This window comes from Pseudophaeobacter sp. EL27 (genome assembly GCF_900313025.1).
In the GTDB taxonomy this organism is placed as follows: domain Bacteria; phylum Pseudomonadota; class Alphaproteobacteria; order Rhodobacterales; family Rhodobacteraceae; genus Pseudophaeobacter.
In genome coordinates, this window is record NZ_OMPQ01000002.1 from 142,368 (window position 1) to 165,090 (window position 22,723).

24 protein-coding genes are annotated in these 22,723 nt (G+C 59.1%); 13 read left to right on the forward strand and 11 right to left on the reverse strand.

Annotated elements, in window-relative coordinates; all coding sequences use genetic code 11:
- The first annotated feature begins 43 nt into the window (after positions 1-43).
- Positions 44-616 (forward strand): NYN domain-containing protein, encoded by a 573-nt coding sequence (locus ED661_RS00835; protein WP_122072064.1) that lies wholly within the window; start codon positions 44-46, stop codon positions 614-616.
- Positions 617-1,090: 474 nt separating this feature from the next.
- On the opposite strand, the gene ED661_RS00840 is transcribed toward ED661_RS00835, so the two are convergent.
- Positions 1,091-3,301, reverse strand: coding sequence for an ATP-binding protein (locus ED661_RS00840; RefSeq protein WP_162929989.1), 2,211 nt, complete (start codon positions 3,299-3,301; stop codon positions 1,091-1,093).
- Positions 3,302-3,552: 251 nt separating this feature from the next.
- On the opposite strand from ED661_RS00840, the gene ispH reads away from it, so the two are divergent.
- The 6 genes from ispH (at position 3,553) to ED661_RS00870 (ending at position 7,891) form a co-directional block, all read left to right on the forward strand.
- Positions 3,553-4,527 carry a 4-hydroxy-3-methylbut-2-enyl diphosphate reductase gene (gene ispH, locus ED661_RS00845; RefSeq protein WP_122072066.1) on the forward strand — a complete coding sequence of 325 codons (975 nt, stop codon included), beginning with the start codon at positions 3,553-3,555 and terminating at the stop codon, positions 4,525-4,527.
- A gap of 113 nt (positions 4,528-4,640) precedes the next feature.
- Positions 4,641-5,255, forward strand: coding sequence for a LysE family translocator (locus ED661_RS00850; protein WP_122072067.1), 615 nt, complete (start codon positions 4,641-4,643; stop codon positions 5,253-5,255).
- 40 nt (positions 5,256-5,295) lie between these two features.
- Positions 5,296-5,889 carry a class I SAM-dependent methyltransferase gene (locus ED661_RS00855; protein WP_122072068.1) on the forward strand — a complete coding sequence of 198 codons (594 nt, stop codon included), beginning with the start codon at positions 5,296-5,298 and terminating at the stop codon, positions 5,887-5,889.
- Entirely contained in the window at positions 5,882-6,349 is a 468-nt protein-coding gene (gene rnhA / locus ED661_RS00860) for a ribonuclease HI (protein WP_122072069.1), read from the forward strand. The genes ED661_RS00855 and rnhA overlap by 8 nt, the downstream gene beginning before the upstream one ends.
- A gap of 31 nt (positions 6,350-6,380) precedes the next feature.
- Complete coding sequence (locus ED661_RS00865; RefSeq protein WP_122072070.1) at positions 6,381-7,004, forward strand: trimeric intracellular cation channel family protein; 624 nt, start codon at positions 6,381-6,383, stop codon at positions 7,002-7,004.
- A 269-nt stretch (positions 7,005-7,273) separates the two neighbouring features.
- Positions 7,274-7,891 carry a dimethylsulfonioproprionate lyase family protein gene (locus tag ED661_RS00870; protein ID WP_122072071.1) on the forward strand — a complete coding sequence of 206 codons (618 nt, stop codon included), beginning with the start codon at positions 7,274-7,276 and terminating at the stop codon, positions 7,889-7,891.
- 109 nt (positions 7,892-8,000) lie between these two features.
- Here ED661_RS00870 and ED661_RS00875 read toward each other — a convergent pair whose 3' ends face one another.
- The 6 genes from ED661_RS00875 to def (ED661_RS00900) are packed head-to-tail and all read right to left on the reverse strand — an operon-like array spanning position 8,001 to position 10,960.
- Positions 8,001-8,237, reverse strand: a complete 237-nt coding sequence (locus tag ED661_RS00875) for a GlsB/YeaQ/YmgE family stress response membrane protein (RefSeq protein WP_122072072.1) — start codon at positions 8,235-8,237, stop codon at positions 8,001-8,003.
- 12 nt (positions 8,238-8,249) lie between these two features.
- Positions 8,250-8,486, reverse strand: coding sequence for a hypothetical protein (locus tag ED661_RS00880; protein WP_122072073.1), 237 nt, complete (start codon positions 8,484-8,486; stop codon positions 8,250-8,252).
- Positions 8,487-8,499: 13 nt separating this feature from the next.
- Positions 8,500-9,408, reverse strand: coding sequence for a methionyl-tRNA formyltransferase (gene fmt, locus ED661_RS00885; RefSeq protein ID WP_122072074.1), 909 nt, complete (start codon positions 9,406-9,408; stop codon positions 8,500-8,502).
- Between the two features lie 17 nt (positions 9,409-9,425).
- Positions 9,426-9,923, reverse strand: a complete 498-nt coding sequence (gene def / locus ED661_RS00890; RefSeq protein WP_122072075.1) for a peptide deformylase — start codon at positions 9,921-9,923, stop codon at positions 9,426-9,428.
- A complete protein-coding gene (def, locus tag ED661_RS00895; protein ID WP_122072076.1) occupies positions 9,920-10,441 on the reverse strand; it encodes a peptide deformylase in 522 nt (173 codons plus the stop codon). The genes def (ED661_RS00890) and def (ED661_RS00895) overlap by 4 nt, the downstream gene beginning before the upstream one ends.
- Positions 10,442-10,960, reverse strand: coding sequence for a peptide deformylase (gene def, locus ED661_RS00900; RefSeq protein WP_122072077.1), 519 nt, complete (start codon positions 10,958-10,960; stop codon positions 10,442-10,444).
- Positions 10,961-11,138: 178 nt separating this feature from the next.
- Here def (ED661_RS00900) and ED661_RS00905 point away from each other — a divergent pair, with 178 nt between their 5' ends.
- Positions 11,139-12,311, forward strand: a complete 1,173-nt coding sequence (locus ED661_RS00905; protein ID WP_122072078.1) for a MalY/PatB family protein — start codon at positions 11,139-11,141, stop codon at positions 12,309-12,311.
- Between the two features lie 5 nt (positions 12,312-12,316).
- Positions 12,317-12,856 carry a murein L,D-transpeptidase family protein gene (locus ED661_RS00910; protein WP_122072079.1) on the forward strand — a complete coding sequence of 180 codons (540 nt, stop codon included), beginning with the start codon at positions 12,317-12,319 and terminating at the stop codon, positions 12,854-12,856.
- 183 nt (positions 12,857-13,039) lie between these two features.
- Here the strand turns inward: ED661_RS00910 and ED661_RS00915 are convergent, their stop codons facing one another.
- Positions 13,040-13,408 carry a hypothetical protein gene (locus ED661_RS00915; protein ID WP_122072080.1) on the reverse strand — a complete coding sequence of 123 codons (369 nt, stop codon included), beginning with the start codon at positions 13,406-13,408 and terminating at the stop codon, positions 13,040-13,042.
- 321 nt (positions 13,409-13,729) lie between these two features.
- On the opposite strand from ED661_RS00915, the gene ED661_RS00920 reads away from it, so the two are divergent.
- From ED661_RS00920 to ED661_RS00935, 4 genes are all read left to right on the forward strand, one after another.
- Complete coding sequence (locus ED661_RS00920) at positions 13,730-14,704, forward strand: glutathione S-transferase family protein (RefSeq protein WP_122072081.1); 975 nt, start codon at positions 13,730-13,732, stop codon at positions 14,702-14,704.
- A 146-nt stretch (positions 14,705-14,850) separates the two neighbouring features.
- A complete protein-coding gene (locus tag ED661_RS00925; protein WP_122072082.1) occupies positions 14,851-15,825 on the forward strand; it encodes a threonine-phosphate decarboxylase in 975 nt (324 codons plus the stop codon).
- On the forward strand, positions 15,822-16,733 hold the full coding sequence (gene cbiB / locus ED661_RS00930) for an adenosylcobinamide-phosphate synthase CbiB (RefSeq protein WP_122072083.1): 912 nt from the start codon (positions 15,822-15,824) through the stop codon (positions 16,731-16,733). Before ED661_RS00925 ends, cbiB begins: the two co-directional genes overlap by 4 nt.
- 40 nt (positions 16,734-16,773) lie before the next feature.
- Positions 16,774-17,943, forward strand: coding sequence for a lytic murein transglycosylase (locus ED661_RS00935; RefSeq protein WP_122072084.1), 1,170 nt, complete (start codon positions 16,774-16,776; stop codon positions 17,941-17,943).
- Positions 17,944-18,051: 108 nt separating this feature from the next.
- On the opposite strand, the gene ED661_RS00940 is transcribed toward ED661_RS00935, so the two are convergent.
- The 3 genes from ED661_RS00940 to ED661_RS00950 all read right to left on the reverse strand — a co-directional run bounded on the left by ED661_RS00940 (position 18,052) and on the right by ED661_RS00950 (position 22,679).
- Positions 18,052-18,519, reverse strand: a complete 468-nt coding sequence (locus ED661_RS00940; RefSeq protein ID WP_122072085.1) for a YbjN domain-containing protein — start codon at positions 18,517-18,519, stop codon at positions 18,052-18,054.
- A gap of 176 nt (positions 18,520-18,695) precedes the next feature.
- Positions 18,696-22,151: a chromosome segregation SMC family protein gene (locus ED661_RS00945; protein WP_122072086.1), complete on the reverse strand. Its 3,456-nt coding sequence runs from the start codon at positions 22,149-22,151 to the stop codon at positions 18,696-18,698.
- Between the two features lie 228 nt (positions 22,152-22,379).
- Positions 22,380-22,679, reverse strand: a complete 300-nt coding sequence (locus ED661_RS00950; protein ID WP_122072253.1) for a hypothetical protein — start codon at positions 22,677-22,679, stop codon at positions 22,380-22,382.
- Positions 22,680-22,723 lie beyond the last annotated feature (44 nt).

Genomic DNA, 22,723 nt, shown 5'->3' on the forward strand with positions numbered 1-22,723 from the left:
GGATCATTTGGCGTAAACGGATTTACCGGAAGGACACTTTAGGATGTTTTACAAAGACGAACGGCTCGCGCTGTTCATAGACGGTTCAAATCTATACGCCGCAGCCAAGGCGTTGGGTTTTGATATCGACTACAAGCTGTTGCGACAAGAATTCATGCGTCGCGGAAAGCTCTTGCGGGCCTTTTATTACACGGCTCTGCTGGAGAATGACGAATACTCTCCCATCCGCCCCCTTGTTGATTGGCTGCACTATAACGGTTTCACCATGGTGACCAAACCAGCCAAAGAATACACCGACAGCATGGGGCGTCGCAAAGTCAAAGGGAACATGGACATCGAGCTTGCTGTTGATGCCATGGAACTGGCCCCCCGGGTTGACCATATCGTGCTGTTTTCCGGCGATGGCGATTTCCGCCCGTTGATCGCCAGCTTGCAGCGTCAGGGCGTGCGCGTCTCTGTGGTCTCCACCATCCGCAGCCAGCCGCCGATGATCTCTGATGAATTGCGCCGCCAGGCTGACAATTTCATCGAGTTGGAAGAGCTGAAAGACGTCATCGGGCGCCCCCCACGGGAACACCCTGTCGACACCCGCTCCGTTTCTGCGGTTCAAGGCTAAAGACTGCATCCCGCTGCCTCACTCAATCGTAGCGCCGGGTAGTTTTCTCCGGGCCGAGCTGAACGCTTAGATTAGGACTAGGCGCTTCAGCAAAGCCCGGGAGCCTCCCCGGTTTAGAAAGCAGCCACCTGCCTTTTAATCGGGACACAGCTAAATAGGGTGCCAATAAAAAGGGTGCCAATTGAGCGACCTTCTCTTGGGCGGACATTGGCTACAGACTCCACCTTCAGTAAGGATGAATTTGCCCAAGTTTTCCCGGGTGAGATCTCCAGGATCGGTCTACTGGGAGATTTACTGAGAGTAGTCTCAAAACGGATAGCCACTCACTCTATCCGTTTTGAGCGCCCCAACACGGCGCGAGCGGTGACAGCGCAGATGTTGAAATCTCTGGCTGCAAGTATCTTCCCTTAGACATTGCGTTTCTTGCGCATGTGACTTGTCACGTGCGTAGCAAAACATGACCCTCTGCCGCACCTAGCTTCGCTGAGCCGCAGCCCATCTGCGGGTCTCTGCGCTGATATCACTCGCTGGCAATTGCTGACGGATAACAGCTTCCAAACCGGCAATGGTCACGGGTTTGGAAACAAAGGCATCCATGCCTTCTGCCAAGCATTTGCTGATCGTCCCCCCCGAGGCATTGGCCGTCACCGCCACAATGGGCGTGTGGCGCAGCCCCTGTTCAGCCTCGATCTGACGGATGGCGCGTGTCAGCTCAAACCCATCCATGACCGGCATCTGACAGTCAGCCAGGACCACGTCAAAATGACCGTTCTGCCAGGCGGCAAGGCATTCAGCCCCATCACAGGTCACGGTCACGGTGCAGTCCAACAGAGCCAGCTGGCCCTTAATAACCGCACGGTTGATTTCATTATCTTCTGCAACCAATATCCGCGCCCCCATCTTGCCTGGCACAGCAGCACTATCCGGCTTCTCAGAAGAACTGGGGATCCCTTTGTTACCATATCCGATCAAGCGTTCCAGCGCCTCCCACAGCTCACTCGGCAAAATTGGACCAGACTGCACCACCGCCCAGTGTTTGCTCGAACTGAAATGTTGCATGTCCTGACAGGGTTTGAACTCCAGAACCTTCAGGTCCGGAAGCTCTTGTTCAATCCGGGTGCGAAACCAGGAAAACTGCTGATCCTCTGCCCGCTCTTCGGGCAGGACAAAAATTGAATTCCGATCAGCCAGACGCGCCAGGGCCAAGAATTCCTCCCGGGTGGAGACCCATTTCAGATCACAATCCGCAGCCAGGACATAGGTTGACCACTCACACTCCCGCCCTTGCGCTGGCAGCAATGCGACAACCTTGGTGCCCGCCAATCGTGGACCCTTGATTGGCCCGGAAGGCTCCACAACTGGCAAGCGCACCGCAAAACTACTGCCCTGGCCCAAGGTGCTGTCTAATGTGATGGTCCCCCCCATCTTGGCAACCAACTGCTGAACAATCGCCAAACCCAGGCCATTGCCCTTGATCATGCGTTTTGCCGCCACATCCGAGCGCTCAAAGGGCGTAAAGATTGCCTCCTGAATCTCCGGCTCGATACCAATACCATTGTCTGTAACCACAAAATCAATCCAGCCCGGCTCACAGATTTCAACGCGCAGCTCCACTTGCCCAGCCGCGGCTTCCGGCAAGGGTTCAGAGAATTTGATCGCATTACCGATGAGGTTGAGCAAAACCTGACGCAACCGTCCTGCATCTCCTCTCAGCGTGTCCGGCAGATCCGCCTGCACTGACAGAGACAGCGCCACATCCACTTGACTGGCATGGGGGCGCAGCGTTGCGGCTGCTCCCTCAATCAAAGGCAACAGACGCATAGGCGCTTCAAACAGCTCCATTTTTCCCGCCTCAATCCGGGAGACGTCCAGAATGTCGTCAATAATCCACAAAAGCGACGTTGATGAGTCTTGGATGGTGTGCAGGATGCGGCGCTGCTCCGGGGCCAGATCCGTCTTTTCAAGAACCTCGACCATACCCAGCACGCCATTCATCGGGGTTCGGATTTCATGGCTCATGGCGGCCAGGAATTCGCTCTTGGCACGGTTTGCCTTGCTTTCCTTCTGATGGGCCCCAAGCAGGTCATCGCTGTAGCTTTCCGCCAGCTCACCAAAGGCCATCATCTCGACAACAAGGATGGCAAAGACCGTGACCAGAACCCCGCCAGAGAGATAGCTGGCCGGAATCGCCAGCTGTACAAGCGGCGGGCCAAAAAAATCATGCCCCAGAAACCGAAACATAACCCAGCTGGCAAAGACAAACCCCAGCAGCGTAACGATCATCGCCTTTTCGCGACGCATCGAAAAAGTCATGAAGGGGCCGCCCAACAGGACGACAAAAAACAATTCGATATAGCTTTCGGGGGGCATTGTAAAAACGGACCCCATGACCGCAGCCCAGCCGGTAAAATACCACAGGAGCCGTGCCATAAGTTTGTGTTCGGTTTTCAAAAGTTGACGCGCGGCAATCGAGCCAAAAATCGCAACGCTTGAGATGATCACCATGCTGGGAGCGTTAATATGAACGCCCAAAACGATCCACAATAGGCCCAGAACCACCACGACATTGCAGGTGACGCTTACGGTGCGAAACCGGCGCTCCATGGTGACCGCATATTGCTGGGAGACAAAATCACTCTCATCAGTCCCAGAATGGCAGTCGGTTGGGCTCGATACTTCGGTCACGGCGCTCTTCAATCCTCTACCCGATTAAAAATGATTTTCTTTCTCCAGCCAAAGCGGCATCACACACCGACCCAACAATGGAGCAGAGCTATTAACATATTCCTTTTCTCGTAGACTTGCTGCCTCGCTGGATCTTTCGGAATTCCCAATGATAGCTGCTCCCCCGCCTGCACGGGCCGCCGCACCGCGCCAAGTCAAACGGCTGGACCTCCCCTCGGCAAAGCCTTACTCCTGCTCTCAAGGAGACACCGATGACCAAACCTGCCCTCACACTGTATCTGGCGGCGCCACGCGGCTTTTGTGCCGGCGTTGATCGCGCCATCAAGATTGTCGAACTGGCCCTGGAGAAATGGGGGGCACCTGTCTATGTGCGCCACGAAATCGTCCATAACAAATTTGTGGTGGATGGGCTGCGGGACAAGGGCGCGGTCTTTGTCGAAGAGCTGGAGGAATGCCCGCAGGATCGGCCGGTGATCTTCTCAGCCCACGGGGTGCCGAAATCTGTGCCCGCTGCCGCCCAGGCCCGCCAGATGGTCTATGTTGATGCCACCTGTCCGCTGGTCAGCAAGGTCCATATCGAGGCCCAGCGCCATGCCGAACAGGGGCTGCAAATGATCATGATCGGTCATAAGGGCCACCCCGAAACCGTCGGCACCATGGGGCAGCTGCCTGAAGGCGAAGTGATCCTGGTGGAAACGCCGGAAGATGTGGCCCATGTTGAGGTGCGCGACCCAGCGCAATTGGCCTATGTCACCCAGACCACCCTGTCTGTGGATGACACCAAAGGCATCGTTGCAGCACTTGAGGCCCGTTTCCCGGCCATCGTTGGGCCGCACAAGGAAGACATCTGCTACGCCACCACCAACCGGCAGGAGGCCGTCAAAGCCGTTGCCCCCAAATCGGACGCCATGCTGGTGGTCGGAGCGCCAAACTCGTCGAACTCACGGCGACTGGTCGAAGTCGGCTCCAAAGCCGGCTGCAAATATGCCCAGCTGGTGCAGCGTGCAGAAAACATCGACTGGCGCGCCCTTGAGGGGATCTCGAGCATTGCCATCACCGCCGGAGCATCAGCGCCCGAACTGCTGGTCAATGAGGTGATCGACGCCTTTCGTGCCCGCTATGACGTGACGGTTGAAGTGGTGGAAACCGCAGTGGAACGGGTCGAGTTCAAAGTCCCTCGTGTTTTACGCCAAGCGGCCAGCAAACCCGCCGATCATTCTGCATGACCCAGCCCTAAAACGGGCTGAGGCAGGCAGGGCAGTTCCTGTTTACGGCGTCCTCGCTTGCTCATAGGCTATGAGTTCAGATCTGATCGAGCCCCACCAGGGAGAGAGCGCCTATGATTTCCATGCAGTTTCTTATCACCGCCATTGTTGTGGTTTTGGCACCCGGAACCGGCGTGCTCTATACGCTGGCCCTGGGGCTGGGCCAGGGGGCGCGACCCGCAGTCTGGGCGGCCCTTGGCTGCACCCTTGGCATCCTGCCGCATCTCGTCGCCGCAACGCTTGGGCTGGCGGCGGTGCTGCACAGCTCTGCCCTGCTGTTTCAGATCGTCAAAACGCTGGGGGTGCTCTACCTGCTCTATCTGGCCTGGCAGGCCCTGCGCTCTGGTGGGGCTCTGGCCATTTCTGCCGAAACCAAACCGCAATCCCCCATTCGCATTGCCCAACGTGGCGCCCTGATCAATATCCTCAACCCCAAGCTCTCGGTGTTTTTCCTGGCCCTGTTGCCCCCTTTCCTTTCCGGTGATCCTGCCCATGCCACCTATGAGATGGCACTGCTCGGCGCGATCTTCATGGGGCTCACCTTTGTGGTCTTTGTGCTCTACGGCTATTTTGCGGCCCAGGCCCGGCAGTTTGTACTTGGGTCTGAAACCGTGGTGAAATGGCTCAACCGGGGCTTTGCCGGTATTTTTGCCGCCCTCGCTGCGCGGCTCGCGGTTGAGCGCGCATAACCCGCCCAATCCCCAACACTCCTCAGATTAAGGCCCTTGCATGAGCGACGCAGAAACCCTCCGTATCTATGATGACAAGGCCGCAGACTACGCCGCCCAGAACCAGGACTATCTCAGCCAGGATCCGCGCTTACACGGCTTTATCGCGGCCTGCCCGACAGGCGGTCGGGTGCTGGATCTGGGCTGTGGCCCCGGCACATCGGCAGCCGTCATGGCGGCAGCAGGATTGCAGCCCGATGCAATGGATGCCTCCTCGGAAATGGTCGCGCTGGCAAATGCACTGAAGGGGGTCACCGCCTGGCAGGCGGTATTCTCTGAAATCTCCGGCACTGCGCGTTATGATGGGGTCTGGGCCAACTTCAGCCTGCTGCATGCACCGCGCGCCGCATTCCCCCAACATCTGGCGGCGATCAAACAGAGCCTGAAGACTGGCGGCATCTTTTACATCGCGCTCAAACTGGGTAAAGGCGAGGCCCGCGACGCCCTTGGGCGGCTCTATACCTACTTTGAGGAAGACGAATTGAAAGATCTGCTAACGACCGCCGGATTTACGGTTAAAGACTGCGCCTACGGCGAAAGCAAAGGCCTTGATGGCACCATGGCGCGCTGGATCTCGGTGGCCTGTCATGGCTGATCTTTATGCTTATACCGATGGTGCTTGCTCCGGAAATCCCGGCCCCGGTGGCTGGGGAGCCCTGTTGCAGGCCAAAGATGGCGCGAGCGTTATCAAGGAAAAAGAGCTCAAAGGCGGCGAGGCCAATACCACCAACAATAGGATGGAGCTCTTGGCTGCGATCAATGCGTTGGAAAGCCTCGACCGGCCCTCGGCCCTGACCGTGGTGACTGACAGCAATTACGTGAAGAACGGGATCACCGGCTGGATCTTTGGCTGGAAAAAGAACGGCTGGAAGAACGCCGCCAAAAAGCCTGTCAAGAATGTCGAGCTGTGGCAGCGCCTGGATGCCGCCCAAAGCCGTCACCAGGTGACTTGGGAATGGGTCAAAGGCCATGCCGGCCACCCGGAAAACGAACGCGCTGATGAGCTGGCCCGCGCAGGCATGGCACCGTTTAAAAAGAGCAAATCCAAAGCATGAGTGGCGCGCAGGGCCGCGAGGAGCGATTGCAATGAGCCTTGTTACCCTGCTCGATTATGCCTCGGTGCTGGTCTTTGCCCTCACCGGGGCTCTGGTGGCAAGCCGCGCTCAGCTGGATATCGTCGGCTTTGCCTTCATCTCCTGCCTGACGGCGGTGGGCGGCGGTACAGTGCGGGATCTGGTGCTGAACCGGGAAGAGGTCTTCTGGGTTGCGGATCCCAACCACATTCTGCTAGCGGCCGCTGCTGCGGTCGCGGTGTTTTTCACCGCCCATCTGGTTGAGAGCCGGTTGCGCCTATTGATCTGGCTCGACAGTTTTGCCCTGGCCATTGCGGTTTCAGCCGGCACCGGCGCCGCCATGGCCCTCGGCAAACCCGCGGTAATCGTGGTGCTGATGGGCATGGCCACCGGCAGCCTGGGCGGGCTGATGCGCGATGTGGTGGTCGGCGAAGTGCCTCTGGTCCTGAAACAGGGCGAGCTTTACATTACCTGCGCCATGAGCGGGGCGATTGTTGCCGTCGCTGCCAACTCCTTTGGTATGGCCGCCGGCCTCCCCCTGATCCTATGCGCTGGGGTCTGTTGGGGGTTGCGCGCAGGCTCCATCGCCTTTGGCTGGCACCTGCCCGTCTACAAAAGCCGCCCGCCGCGCAGTTGAGGAAGTAAGGCTGGGCGCTCCCCTCAACACTGTTCCGCGCCGACCTCTGCCAATCCTTAAACGCCTGCCAAGCACATTTCACAAGTTAGCCCCGTTTCCGGGAATGTTCAGAATGAGCTGCAGTTTGGCCTCGGGATTGGCCCAGGTGCGAACAAAGGATTGCTCACTAGGGCTTTGGGCTGAGCGCATTTTTTTCCGTCATTCATGAAAACCGACACCGGTGTCGTTCGCAAAAAAGAAAACGCGGTTCTGCTGCTCATTTTCATACCATGACCCAAGATATCCTCTTTCAGAACTTGCTGCACGCTACGCAGACTGCCTATCGCGCAAACCCCGAGACACAAGCCTTTGCGGGCTTTCCCAGCGACATCGAGCGCCAATCGGTAAGCTCGCATCACTGCAATTGTAGCGATGTGTTTCAGCACGACAGCAAGCTAGCCTCGGCGAAATATGCCGACCTACAAGACGCAATTCTTGCTGCAAGTGACATCGTACATTGGCGCGAAACCTATAAGGGCACGGAGATAAGCAACGATTTTATGGATCGCTTCGGATGCTACTGCATCATTGGTGACGACGCGCCATTTATGTCCGAACAGATACGGCTTTGGATGGTCTATATGCCCGCTCATCTCTACTATCCCTGGCACCATCATCCGGCGGAAGAAATCTACATGGTGATCTCAGGGAGTGCGATCTTTAGGCGAAAGGGCTGCCCTGATGAAGTGCTTTCAGAAGGGCAGACCTCTTTCCATAAAAGCAATCAACCCCATGCAATGGAGACCAGGGATGACCCGATTCTATGTCTCGTTGCCTGGCGCGATAGTTTTCAAGCCCCGCCTGAGTTGACTGAAAACGCCAGCTTGCTAACACCAACCTACACGTAGGGCGAATGTGGGCGCAATGCCAGCTGGCACACGGGGTCGATCAACGCCTGCCACGGCTTTCGCCGCTTCATGCATCAGATCACGATTGCAGGCCGCAGCCTGAAAGGTATCAGCGTTTGATATAGGTCTGCCAGAGCCAGATCAGTACCAGGGCGCCCAGCACGGCGCCCGCCAGGCCTGCAATCATGCCCATCACCGTCAGCAGGGCACGCAGAACAAAGCCGCCGATCAGGGCCCCGGCAATGCCAATCGCCATAGTGGTGATGATATCGGACTCGATGCCCATGATCCGGGTGGCGACAAATCCGGCAGCAATGCCGATGATGATCAGGAACACAACAGTCATACTCTCTCTCCGCTATCGTCGCCAGTGGAAGGGCACGATGATCAACGCCCCAATCGAAGAGACAATGGCATTGAGACCAGGAGAGGCAAAGCCCAAACCAAACATCAGGCGCACAAAGTAGAACAGGAACGCGCCGCCAATACAGATGATGATCGAAGACAGGTAGCCGTTCTGAGTGAAGCCGCTCTTTTCAGAGATATAGCCGGTGATACCGGCGATCACCACGGTTCCCATCAGGATCAGAAACATCTGCGCCCTCCTGTTATAGCTGACGCCCGGTATCCAGAGGAAACCCGCGCGTAAAGATCTCGCGATCCTGCGCAGCTTTGCCGGCCCGTTGCAAGCGCAAGAGCTCCACCGCGCCTGCACCGCAGGCCGCCACAAGCCTTTCGCCATCCAGCACCTGTCCCGGCTGTCCCTCGCCAGAGGCCAGACGTGAGGCCAAGAGCTTTACCCGCTGCCCGTCGATTTCAACCCAGGCCCCGGGAAAGGGTGAAAGCCCCCGGATTTTCCTGTCGACCTCCTCGGCAGGTTGGTTCCAGTCGATCTGGGCCTCATTCTTGTCGATCTTGGCGGCATAGGTGACGCCTTCTTCGGGCTGCACATCCGCTGTCAGCCCATCGAGATGACGCAGCGCGGTGACAATCAAGGAGGCCCCCATATCAGACAGCCGGTCATGCAACTGGCTGGTGGTTTCCTCTTCCCCAATCGGGGTGCCTTCGCGCAGCAGCACCGGGCCAGTGTCCAGCCCGGCCTCCATCTGCATGATGCAGACGCCGGTTTCCTCATCACCCGCCATGATGGCCCGATGAATAGGCGCTGCACCGCGCCAGCGTGGCAGCAGGCTGGCATGGATGTTCAGACAGCCCTTGGTCGGCGCATCCAAAATGACCTGCGGCAGGATCAGCCCATAGGCCACCACCACAGCAATATCAGCGCCCAGCGCGGCAAAGTCAGCCTGTTCGGCTTCACCCTTCAGCGACACCGGGTGGCGCACCTCAAACCCCAGTTCAGTGGCGCGGGCATGCACCGGAGTGGGCCGGTCCTTTTTCCCGCGCCCTGCAGGACGGGGTGGCTGGCAATAGACAGCAGCAATTTCGTGACCGGCCGCAACCAGCGCATCCAGCACCGGCACAGAGAACTCCGGCGTTCCCATAAAGATGACACGCATCGCGCTGCTCCCTGGCCTCAGCCGTTCAGTTTCTTGGATTTCTTGATCAGCATGTCGCGCTTCATCTTGCTCAGATGATCAAAGTAGAGCTTGCCATTCAAATGGTCGATCTGGTGCTGCACACTGGTGGCCTCGATGCCGACAAAATCGCGTTCGGTGATTTTACCGTTTTCATCCATGTAGCGCACGGTGACGGCACGCGGGCGTTTGATCTTGGCCGAAACACCGGGCAGATTGGGGCTGGCCTCTTCGTGCTCGCGCAGCTGGGTTGAGGCATGTAGAACCTCCGGATTGGCCATGCGCACGGCCCGGCCGCGTTCCTTGGAGCCATCGACCACCGCAAGGCGCAGCATCACCCCAATCTGGTTGGCCCCCAGACCAACACCCGGCATCGCCTCCATCGTCTCGATCATATCCGTCCAGATGGCGCGGATCTCATCGGTGATTTCGCGCACCTCTGCGGCGGCAGTGCGCAGCCGTTTGTCGGGCCAGGGCAGGCAAATACGTGCGGTCATGCGGGGCTCTCCTGATAGCGGCTATAGGTCTCTTCGGCCTCACGACGGGCCTCGGGGGTGAGGCGGTCAAAGGTCACAAGACCATCGAGGTGATCATATTCGTGCTGAATGCAGCGGGCAGCAAACCCGTCAAATGTGCCGGACTGCCAGTTGCGGGCCTCATCCTGCCAGCGCAGCACCACAGAACTCGGGCGCAGAACCGAAGCCAGCACGCCAGGAATGGACAGGCAGCCCTCATCGCCGCTGCCCAGGTCAGCCCCAAAACCCAGGATCTCAGGGTTGATCATCACCAGAGGCGTGCCCGAGCTCTTGTCTGCGGCATCTTTCCAGGTGGCATCCATCACAAACAGACGCTTCAAAACGCCAACCTGCGGTGCCGCCAGGCCACGGCCCGGAGCAGCATACATGGTCTGAAACATATCGGCGATCAGAGTGTCGAGATCCTCGCCCTCGGCGACAACGGCGCAGGGGGTCGACAGGCCCGCTTCTGGCCACTGGAGGATGGGCAGCAGCGCCATTTAGCCCCGCGCCCGCTCGCGTTTGAGCTTTTGCATCTTGCGGGTGATCATCTGCCGCTTCAGGGGCTTCAGATAATCAATGAACAGCTTGCCATCCAGATGGTCGATCTCATGCTGCACGCAGGTGGCCCAAAGCCCGTCTAAACTCTGACGCTGTTGATTGCCATCGCGATCCAGCCATTGCACCTCAACCTCCTTGGGGCGGGTGACCTCGGCATATTGATCGGGGATCGACAGGCAGCCTTCCTCGTAGACATTGGTCTCATCCGAGGCGGAAATGATCTCGGGGTTGAACATCACCAGAGGCTTGGGCTCAACACCCTCCTCTTTTTCGCAGTCCAATACGATGAGCCGATCCATCACGCCGATCTGTGGCGCCGCCAGCCCAATGCCAGGGGCGGCGTACATGGTTTCCAGCATGTCGTCAGCCAGCAGGCGCAGCCTGTCCGACAGGTCGGCAACCGGCGCACAGATCTTTTTCAAACGGGGATCGGGATGGATCAGGATCGAATGTTTCATGGGGGTGATTTAGGCTATTGCCCTTGTTACTGCAACGCCCTGCATGCGCTGACGCAGCAGGTGTCCAAAGATGTTCATATTTGCCGCGATCACAGTGGTTGGTCCGCCCCGAGCAACAGAGCCCTTGCACATGGCGCATTTGCCGCTAGCTTCGCTGGCAAACAAGCGGAGTATCCCCATGGATTTTGACAGCATCATCGACCGTCGCGGCACCCATTGCGCCAAATGGGACTATATGGAAGGCTTATACGGTGTCTCGCCTGATACCGGGCTGGCCATGTGGGTCGCCGATATGGATTTTGCCGTGCCGCCGATGGTGACTGACAAAATGCGCGAGATGGCTGACCATGGCATCTATGGCTACGTGAACTGCGATAAGCCTTACAAGGATGCGATCTGCTGGTGGATGCAAAACCGACACGGCTGGGAAGTCGACCCGGAGGCCATCTTTACCACCACCGGTCTGGTCAATGGCGTTGGCATGTGTCTCGACACCTTCACCCAGCCGGGCGACGGCATTGTCCTGTTCACCCCGGTCTACCACGCCTTTGCCAAGGTCATTAACAATGCAGGCCGCGAAGTGGTCGAATGTGAAATGATCAATCGCGATGGCCGCTATGAAATGGACATGGCGGCCTATGACGCGCAGATGACCGGCAAGGAGAAGATGGTCATTCTCTGCTCGCCGCATAACCCCGGTGGCCGGGTCTGGACCCAGGAAGAGCTGCAGGCGGTGGCGGATTTTGCCAAACGCCATGACCTGATTCTGCTCTCGGATGAAATCCACCATGATCTGGTCTTTGACGGCGCCACCCATATCCCGATGCAGAATGCGGTGCCGGAAATCACCGACCGGCTGCTGATGCTCACGGCGCCGTCCAAAACCTTCAACTTTGCCGGGCTGCACACCGGGCAGGTCATTATCCCCGACCCTGACCTGCGCGCCCGGTTCCAGCGCCGCATGCTGGCCCTGGCCCTGTCCCCAAATTCGGCTGGCCAGCTGGCAACCGCTGCGGTCTATTCTCCAGAAGGCGCCAAATGGGCGGATGAGCTGGTCGCCTATATCGATGGCAACCGTCAGGTTTTTGATGCCGCCATCGCAAAGATCCCCGGCCTCAGCTCAATGAAGCTGCAAGCAACCTATCTGTCTTGGATTGATTTCTCCGGCACCGGCATGAGCCGTGATGAATTCACCAAACGCGTGGAGCAGGATGCCGGCATTGCCGCCAACCATGGCACCACCTTTGGCACTGGCGGCGAAGGTTTCCTGCGCTTTAACATGGGCACCCAGCGCAGCCGCGTTGTTGAGGCGGGTGAACGCCTGGCAAAAGCCTTTGCGGATCTGCAGTAAGCCCGGTGTTAGGCTCTCATCTGAAGCGGGTCGCGGTTCTTTTTACCGCGACCCTGGCCCTGGGCTGGGGCATCTGGGCGCACTATGGATCCAGTCCTGCCCCTCCCAATCTGGTCAATCAAGTTGACCGGGTTGACTACATCCTGATCGAAAAATCAGAACGCCGCCTGACCGCCAGCTACGCGGGGCAGCAGATCTTGCAATATGATATCGCCCTTGGCTTTGCCCCCGACGGGGACAAAAGCCACGAAGGAGACGGCAAAACCCCGGAAGGCCTGTTCAAGATCAATCGCCGCAATCCAAAAAGCAGTTACCATCTGTCATTGGGGATCGACTACCCGCGCCCCGAGGATATCGCCCGCGCCGCGGCTGAAGGGCTGGATCCAGGCGGGGACATATTCATTCATGGCCAGCCCAATGCGCTCAGCAATCTTGTCACCCTGCCAGGTGATTGGACCGCGGGCTGCATCGCTGTCAGCAATGGTGAAATGGAAGAACTTTGGCGATTGACAGCCTTGGACACTGTGGTGGAAATCCGCCCCTGAGGGACCTTGCCGCCAAAGCCCCGGCAAAGCTCTTGTTCGCCTCTTTCATTTGGCCAAAAATATCCCGGGGGAGTCGCCAAAGGCGACGGGGGCAGAGCCCCCCCTATTTCTTTTTGCAGGTTGGCCTTTACTGGTGGCAGGCAGGGCAGGCTTTCATGAGCAGCAGATCGCCAGCTCCAGCTGTTACAACCGCCCCTCAGCTCCCTCATTGCCCAGCAAGCCAACCGGCGCATTTGGAGCACGGTAGAAATCCAGCGGCGCAGTCTCTGAGGCCGCGGTTGAGCGCTTGAACTCATAGCGCATCTCGCCGCCCTCGGCCTCGCAGGCGACGATCAGGCATTGCGATACATGGCGAGAGCCATCGTAGAGATCGACCAAGCCACGCAGTTGCGGCACAAATTCTTCTTCGACAGAGAACCCGTTTTCCCACGTGCGCAGAACCGGGAAATAACCACCATCCACCGCCACCCGCAGGCGGCTCTTCTTTTTCAGACCGGAAACACGCGCGGCATCCAGCGCCTCTTGTACGGCTTTTGGCACATATGTGGTCATGGCAGTGGCCTTTCTGGCTAGTCATTGAGCGATGGGAATCGCATCAGGGTCGGCTCAGCATCTGACTCCAAAGGTGACCGACAAATAGATAAAATCAAGTGAACATTTTGAAACAAGCGGTAATGAATTATGCCGGGGCCTGCTGGGTAAATGCGCCGCAAACCCATGAGAATTGCTCTCAAAACCCCAGCCCCACAGGGTCGTGATGTGCAGCCATGCAGAGTGGCTGCGCGACTGCACGGATAGGCTCGGCCGGGATCTGCGCTTATTTGTCTCTCCAGCCACCCAGGCCGCGGAGCAGCCAGCTAAGGAGACACACCAATGGGACTTTTGATTGACGGGATCTGGAAGGATCAATGGTATGATACCAAATCCACCGGCGGCGCGTTCAAACGCTCTGAAGCACAGTTTCGCAATTGGGTAACCGCAGATGGCAGCGCCGGACCAACAGGGCGGGACGGGTTTCGGGCCGAAAGTGGCCGTTACCATCTCTATGTCTCGCTGGCCTGTCCCTGGGCCCATCGCACCCTGATCTTCCGCGCCCTGAAAGATCTGACCGATCACATTTCGATCTCGGTGGTGCATCCCGACATGCTGACCGAGGGCTGGACATTTGAGCGCGACGATCATGGCGCAACCGGCGACCATCTGTTTGACACCAGCCATGCCTATCAGATCTACACCCGGGCCGATGCCACATATACTGGCCGTGTCACTGTGCCCATCCTGTGGGACAAAACCCGTGAGACCATTGTGTCGAATGAAAGCGCCGATATCATCCGCATGTTCAATTCGGCCTTTGACGGCATCACCGGCAATAGCGCCGACTATTGGCCAGAGGAGCTGCGCGAACCGATCGAGGCGGTGAACAGCCGGATCTATGACACCGTCAACAACGGCGTCTACAAGAGCGGCTTTGCCACCACCCAGGAGGCCTATGATGCTGCCGTGGGGCCACTGTTTGACTCGCTGGACTGGCTGGAAGATCTGCTGTCGCAGCACCGCTACCTGATGGGCACTCAGCTGACCGAGGCCGATTGGCGCCTGTTCACCACATTGCTACGCTTTGACCCGGTGTATCACCTGCATTTCAAGTGCAACAAAAAGCGGATCATAGACTACCCCAACCTCTGGGCCTATTGCCGCGAGCTCTATCAATATCCTGGTGTCCAGGCGACGATCGGCATGCAGCATATCGTACGTCATTACCACTACAGCCACGACACCATTAACCCCAACCGGATCATCCCGGTGAATCCGGATATCAACTGGTTGCAGCCGCATGGTCGTGGCTAGCTAAAGCTCCCTTTGCCGATATCGCGACTTGAAAAAAACGGCTTCTCCTAAAGGGGAAGCCGTCTTGCCATCTCACCGCCCCTGTTTCATACGAAAAGAAGGCAGTGCCAAAGGCATTGGCGGTGACACTAGGTTGGGGGTTTTCCATGTCGGCAAGTGTTTCTGAAGGCCAGATCGAAACGGGCGCGACCCTGCGCGACCATGGCGGCAATCTCAGCGCAGCCATTCAGCACTACGGCGGCACTCGCGCCGATTGGATTGATCTCTCGACCGGGATCAACCCCTGCCCCTATCCGCTGCCGGAATTTGACGCCTCTGACTGGAGCGCACTGCCGGATACGGCTGCCAATACCGCCCTCGTTCAGGCCGCGCGCGCCTTCTGGGGGGTGCCCGCCGAAGCTGCCATTCTGCCCGCACCCGGCGCCTCTTCGCTGATTGCGCTCTTGCCGGGGCTGGTAGATCCCCGTTGGGTGAGGATCGAAACACCAACCTATAACGAGCACGCCGCTGCCTTTGCCAATTACCGCTGGTCCATTGTTGAGAGCGGCCCGGCAGAAGCCTGCGTTGCGGTGCACCCCAACAACCCAGATGGGCGCCTGTGGCGCGAAGATGAGGTAAACGCACCGCTCAGCATCATCGACGAGAGCTTTTGTGACGTCTGCCCTGACCAAAGCCTGATGCATCTGGCCTCCCAGCCCGGTGTGATTATCCTCAAGAGCTTTGGCAAGTTCTGGGGGCTGGCCGGCATGCGACTGGGGTTTGCCATTGGCGATCCCGAGCTGATCCAGCAGCTGGCTCAGCTGCAGGGGCCCTGGGCGGTTTCGGGACCAGCCCTCAAAACTGGCATTCAGGCCCTGCAGGATAAGGAGTGGGCCACGGCCACCCGCCGCTCTCTCGCAGGTGACACAAAACGGTTGGACGAACTGGCGACAAAACGCGGGGCCACCCTTGTCGGGGGCACCGATCTGTTCCGCCTCTACGAGGTCGACGACGCCGCTCAGTGGCAGGACCGCCTGGCCAAGCCCCATATCTGGAGCCGCATCTTTCCCTATTCCAAAACCTACATCCGCCTTGGTCTGCCCCCACAGGACGGATGGGACCGGCTAGAGGCCGCACTGTGAGCACCGCTGAAATTCTATTGCTCGCCCTGGTGCTGGATGCCGCATTGGGAGAGCCAGACTGGCTGTGGTCACGCTTGCCCCATCCTGCGGTTCTGATGGGGAAAGCCGTGTCCTGGCTGGAGGTGCATCTCAATACTGGCGACGCCAGGCGCGCCAAGGGGGTTCTTGCGGTCACCCTACTGGTCTGTCTCGGCCTGTTTACTGGCTGGCTGCTGTCGCTCTTTGGCCCCCTGGTTGAGCTGCTGGTTGCCGCTATCCTTATCGCGCAGCGTTCCCTGGTCGAACATCTGCGCGCCGTTGCCGACGGGCTGTCGCAATCGCTGGCACGGGGGCGCCAAGCCGTTGCCATGATCGTCAGCCGTGACACCGACAACATGACGGGGCCACAGGTCGCCCGCTCGGCCATTGAGAGCGGATCCGAAAATATGTCGGATGGGGTTGTCGCCCCGGCCTTTTGGTTTCTGATTGCCGGCCTGCCCGGATTGCTGGCCTATAAGATGATCAACACCGGCGACAGCATGATCGGTTATCGCACCCCCCGCTATGAGGCCTTTGGCTGGGCCACCGCCCGGCTGGATGATCTGGTCAACCTGATCCCGGCACGGCTGACCGGGGTGATGATTGCGCTTGTTGGCGGGGTGCTGGGTGACTGGCCTGCGATCGCCAAAGATGCCGCCAGACACCGCTCTCCCAATGCCGGCTGGCCCGAGGCAGCAATGGCCCGTGCCCTGGGTCTGTCGCTTGCCGGACCGCGATCCTACGATGGTGAGATGCGCGATTTTGCCTGGGTCAATGCGCCCGGAGCCAAGAGCATCACAGGCCCTGCAATTCTGCGCTGCTGTGACATTCTTTGGCGGGCATGGGGCCTTGGCCTCGCTCTGCTGGTTGCTTTTGCACTCATCTTTTAGCACATACGGTGTTTTACAGCTTCATTAAGGACCGCCCGACATGCGCATATTGCCCCTCGCCTTTGCTGCCCTCATGGTGCCAGCAACCGCTTTTGCCCAATGTGGCGGCAGCTTTTCCGGCTTTGTAAAATCCCTCAAACAGGAAGCCCTGACTGCAGGCTATGACCGGACAACCGTCAACGGGTTTTTCAAAGGCGCCAGCCAGGACCCCAAGGTTCTGCGGGCTGACCGTGCACAAGGCGTGTTCCAGAAACCCTTTATCGAGTTCTCCCGCCGCCTGATCTCGCAAAGCCGTATCAACCGGGGGCGCTCGATGTCGCAGAAATATGACAGCACCTTCCGACGCATTGAAAGCACCTATGGCATTGAACGCGGCGTGCTCCTGGCCTTTTGGGCCTTTGAAACCGATTACGGCAGCTTTCAGGGTGACTTTAACACCCGCAATGCGCTGATCACCCTGGCCCATGATTGCCGCCGCCCCGAGCTGTTCCGGCCACAGATCTTTGCTGCATTGGAGCTGTACAAGCGCGGCAATTTTGACCCGGCCCGTACCACCGGCGCCTGGGCGGGTGAGATCGGCATGGTGCAGATGCTGCCACAGGATATTCTCGACAATGGTGTGGATGCCGATGGCGATGGCCAGGTCAGCCTCAAAACCTCACCTGCGGATGCGCTGATGTCCGGCGGCAAGATGCTGTCGCATCTGGGCTGGCAGGCCGGGCAACCCTGGCTGCAAGAGGTCACCATTCCAGCAGATCTCGACCTGTCAAAATCCGGCACCGATACCAAACTCTCGGTCAAAGATTGGCAAAGCATGGGGCTGCGCGCCAAAGACGGCTCCTTGGCAACGGGCAATCTGCAGGCCTCGCTGCTTTTGCCACAGGGACATAAGGGACCCGCCTTCCTCGCCTATCCAAATTTCGATGTGTATTTCGAGTGGAACCAGAGCTTTACCTATGTGCTGACCGCCGCCTATTTTGCCAACCGGATTGAAGGCGCATCGGTCTACAATGCCGGCAAGCCCGATCAGGGCCTGGCCGGTGCCCAGATGAAGCAGCTGCAACAAAAACTGCAGCGCCTGGGCCATGATGTTGGGAAAATTGACGGCATTCTTGGTGCCAAAACCCGCGCCGCGGTTCAAAGCGAGCAACAGCGTCTGGGCCTGCCAGCGGATGCCTGGCCCACGCCAGCCCTACTCAACCGCCTCTAAGCGGCAAGTGATCCACAAACAGACAATCCCGACACAAAAAAGGGGCATGATCCGTCATGCCCCTTTTTCAAATCTCTATCGCCCTACAGTCAGACTGTGGGACATTGCTTAGTAGTCGATCAGCTCTTCAAAATCACCCATGAGGCGCGACCAGAGCCCAACTGTGGTGGCAAAGTCATCGGCGCTGATGCCGTCGTCGCCCATGTAGAGATCCATCTCCAGTTTGGTAGACCCATTGTCAGCGACATAGGCACGGACCCAGCGTTTTTCTGCGTTGAACCCGTTCACAGCCTTCAGTCGGACCGCACCATCGGTGGCATAGCCCGAGTAAAACTGGATGGAGTCGCAATTGGTGTTATCCGTGCAGCCATAGTAGAAAATCGTGAACTCGCTGCCATAGTGCTCCACATTCAGCTGCGGATCGCCAACATTGTCGGTCAGAACTTCAACGCTGGAGCCTTCCTCCAGAAAGAAGTTTTCGATGCTGCTGGAGTAACGGGCGGTCAGGTTTTCTGCCTGTACTGCGACAGGGCTGATCGCAAGAGCTGCAACCGCAAAAAGTTTTGTCAGATTCATAGTTCCCTCCAATTGGTTTTAAACGCTATTTTGAACCACCAGCTGTGGTCGGGCCGTGATCCCCTATACCTAACTACGAAGACACCTGTACGGCAAGCAAGAGGAGGGATTTGTTTCATTTCCCCAAGACTTTGGCTCCTGCCCCGGCTACAGAGGTAACTTTGTGCAATTCTCGCTTACGCGACCAGCGCCTCTGCCTTCTTGAGGTCAACAGAAACCAACTGGCTGACGCCTTTTTCCTGCATGGTAACCCCAAACAACCGGTCCATGCGCGCCATGGTAACCGCATGGTGGGTGATGATCAAAAACCGCGTATCCGTCTGGCGGCACATCTCGTCCAGCAGGTCACAAAAGCGGGTGACATTGGCATCATCCAGCGGTGCGTCCACCTCGTCCAGCACACAGATCGGCGCCGGGTTGGAGAGGAATACCGCAAAGATCAGCGCCATGGCGGTGAGGGTCTGCTCTCCGCCCGACAATAGCGAAAGGGTCGAGAGCTTCTTGCCCGGTGGCTGGCACATGATTTCCAGCCCGGCATCCAGCGGATCATCGCTCTCGACCATCACCAGATTGGCCTCGCCGCCGCCAAACAGATGGGTAAAGAGATTGGCAAAGCTGGCGTTCACCTCTTCAAAGGCCGTGAGCAGCCGCTCGCGCCCCTCCCGGTTAAGGCTAGCGATACCGCTGCGCAGGGTCTTGATTGCCTCTTCCAGATCGGATTTCTCCGAGACCAGCTCATCATGTTCGGTCTGGATCTCACGGGCATCCTCTTCGGCCCGCAGGTTCACCGCCCCCAGAGCATCCCGTTGCCGCTTATGCCGATTGACCTCGGCCTCCAGTTCCTCGGCCCCGGGCATCTGATCGGGGCTGACCTCCAGCTGCTCCAGCAAGGTCTGCGGGCTACAGTTCTGATCTTCGCTGATCCGCTCTGCCGCATGGGTGACGGTTTCACGCGCCGCCTCACAGAGCGCCTCAGACCGCGCACGCGCCTCACGCCCTTCCGAGGCGAGTCGTTCTGCGTCGCGTTCGATCTGCACCAATTCTCGCAGAGAGGCCTCTGCCGTGATCAGTGCCTCAGAGGCCGCAGTCTTGCGCGCCTCGGCCTCCTCGATGGCCTCGCTCAGCTCTTCGCGTTTCTCAGCAATCTCCGCTGGCACCGCATGGGCCTCCTCCAGCTCTTCTTGCGAGGCCTCGCGGCGTTCTGCCAATTCCTCGATGCGCCGCTCTGCAGTCTCCAGACGGTGCCGCCAGCCAGACAGTTCCTTGGTGACCTGCTGCGCACGTTTGGTGCGGGCCTCGCCCTCACGGCGCAGCTCATCATGGGCCGAGCGATGGGTGAGCATGGTGATCCGGGCGGCTTCAACCCCCTGTTTGGTATCCTCAACCCCGGCGCGCGCCGCATCCAAATCGCCCAGATCCGCCTGCGCGGTTTCCGCCTCGGCCAGTTGCAGACGGGCGTTCATTGCATCCTCGCCGTGGCGGGCCACCGCAATGCCCAGCGTTTCCAGTTTACCCTCAGCCAGGTTGCGCTCCGCCTCAGCGCGGCTCAGCGCACGGGCGGCATCCGCCACCCGCTGATCGGCGACACGGCGCGCCTGTCGTGCGTTCTGGTCCGCCTGTGTCACCTCTTCGAGACGCCGGATCAGCGTTTCATGCGCCGCCCGGGTGCCATCGGCCTTGGCGCTGACCCGCTCCAGCTCCTGTTTCAACGCCTCAAGCCGGTTCAGCTGTTCCAGCCGCAGCGCCGCCGCACTTGGGGCATCCTCGGCCCAGGCCCGATAGCCATCCCAACGCCAGATATCACCTTCCAGAGTTACCAGCCGCTGCCCGGGCTGCAGATCCGCCTGCAGGCCCCGCGCAGTATCACTGTCGACCAGGCCGATCTGGCCAATCCGCCGCGCCAGAGCCGCCGGGCCAGAGACATGTTTCGCCAAAGGCTCCACCCCATCCGGCAGTGGCACATCGCGGGCATAGACAGGCAGGTTGAGCCAGCCCGTCGGGCCGTCTACCGCCGCCAGGGGCGCGCGCAGATCATCGGCGAGGGCCGCGCCGAGCGCCTTCTCATAGCCGGGCGCCACGCTCAGTTCATCCAGAATTTGTCCGCTTTCCGCAGTATCGCGCTCCAACAGCTTGGCCAGCGCGGTGGTCTCGGCCCGCATCGCCCCCAGCTCCCCCTCGGCCTCAGAGCGCTGTGCCCGGGCGGCTGATTCCAAGGACTGGGTCTCAGTGCGGATTTCATCCGCCGAGGCCAGGGCCTCTTCTGCCATTTCAACGGCCTCACGCGCCTCTTCCTCGGTGGCCTGTGCCGCCTCAAACCCTTCGCCCGCCAGTTCTAGCGCCTCGCCCGCTTGATCCTGAGCCTGCTGCGCCGCAGCCCCTTCGCTCTCAGACCGCGCCAGAGTACGCTTGCAATCCTCCACCAGGCGCTGCGCCGATTGATAGCGCGCCGAGAGCCTCGCCACATCCTCGGTCAATTGGGTCAGGTGGTCTTCGCGGGAGTCCAGGATTTTTGCCGCTTCCCGCGCCAACTCCCCCGCCTCACTCAGCCGGTCCTCATGACCATCACTGGCCTTGGCCAATTCCTTTTGCTCCCAGTCGAGCCGCTCAATGGTCTCCCCGGCGTCGCGGTTCAACCCACCTTCGCGCTCGATATCATTGCCCAGCTGCTGGATACGGCTCACCAGTTGTTCAATGGCCTGACGCGCCTGAGCCTCCTGATCGCCCAACGAGTCGCGCTGCACCACCAGCCGTTGTAAGATGGCCGCAGCAATGGCCTGTTCTTCGCGCAGCGGTGGCAGGCCTTCCTCAGCCTCGGCGCGATTTTGCGCTGCAGCGCGCGACAGGGCCTCGCCCTTGGCCGCCTGGGTCAGCCGAATGCTCAGGTCCTGCTCCGCGCTCAGCCGCGCGTCATCCGCCTCGCGCCAGCGACGATAGAGCAACATGCCCTCCGCCAGCCGCAGCTTCTCGCCGATGTCACGATAGCGCTGCGCCTGTCGGGCCTGGCGCGCCAATTGCCCCAACTGCCCCGCCAGCTGCTCTACCAAGTCATCCACCCGCAACAGATTCTGCTCGGTGTTTTTCAGCTTCAGCTCAGCCTCATGGCGGCGCTGATACAGTCCCGAAATCCCCGCCGCCTCTTCCAGAATACGACGGCGCGCTTTGGGCTTGGCATTGATCAGCTCCGAGATCTGCCCCTGGCGCACCAGCGCCGGTGAATGCGCGCCCGTCGAGGCATCGGCAAACAGCATCTGAACATCCCGCGCCCGCACATCCTTGCCGTTGGATTTATAGGCACTGCCGACATCCCGGGTGATCCGGCGCACAATTTCCAGCTGATCCGCCTCATTGAACCCCGAAGGCGCCAAGCGATCAGAGTTGTCAATCAGCAGGTTCACCTCAGCAAAGTTGCGCGCCGAACGCGAGGTGGTGCCGGCAAAGATCACATCCTCCATGCCACCACCGCGCATCGCCTTGGCGCGGGTCTCTCCCATCACCCAGCGCAATGCCTCCAGCAGGTTGGACTTGCCACAGCCATTGGGTCCAACAACGCCAGTCAGCCCGTCCCCGATAATCAAATCGGTCGGGTCTACAAAGCTTTTGAAACCATTGAGCCTGAGTTTGGAAAAGCGCAAAGCCGCCCCTGAGTGATTCTTATTTGTCCCTGAGTCCAGCAGCTTCGCAGCGTCTCTGTCAACGCAAACAGCCCCATTGCCCGCCCCAGTCCCTCAAAGCAGCGGCATATCTTGTGGATAAATCCCCATTTTCAGGAAAACCACCAAACTCCCCTATCACCTTTCCCAAAATATTCCGGGGTGAATGTGTCGCAGACACAGAGGGGCTGGCCCTCTTGCTCCCTTCACTCACGCGCCAACATCAGGACAGTCCAGAACCCCGATCATCACTGCCTGATCCCCAAGCACAGTTGTGACCTCGCAGCCGCTGACAGCTGCCATAGCCTGCTCTGCCAGGGCGCGTAACGGCCCCAGGCGCGGCGCATATTGTGGGTTGATCCGGATCGCCTCGGCCAGATTACCCCGCAGGCGGACCTCAAACACAGCCCCCTCCAGACTCACCCGCGTGAGTTTTGCGCCAGCAAAATGGCCCTGCTTCCCCGTACAGGCCGCAAGCAAAAGCAACAAGGAAATCACCAGATAGCGCATCACCTGAACAGCATCGTGCAACTCAAGGGTGAAATTCAGTCCTG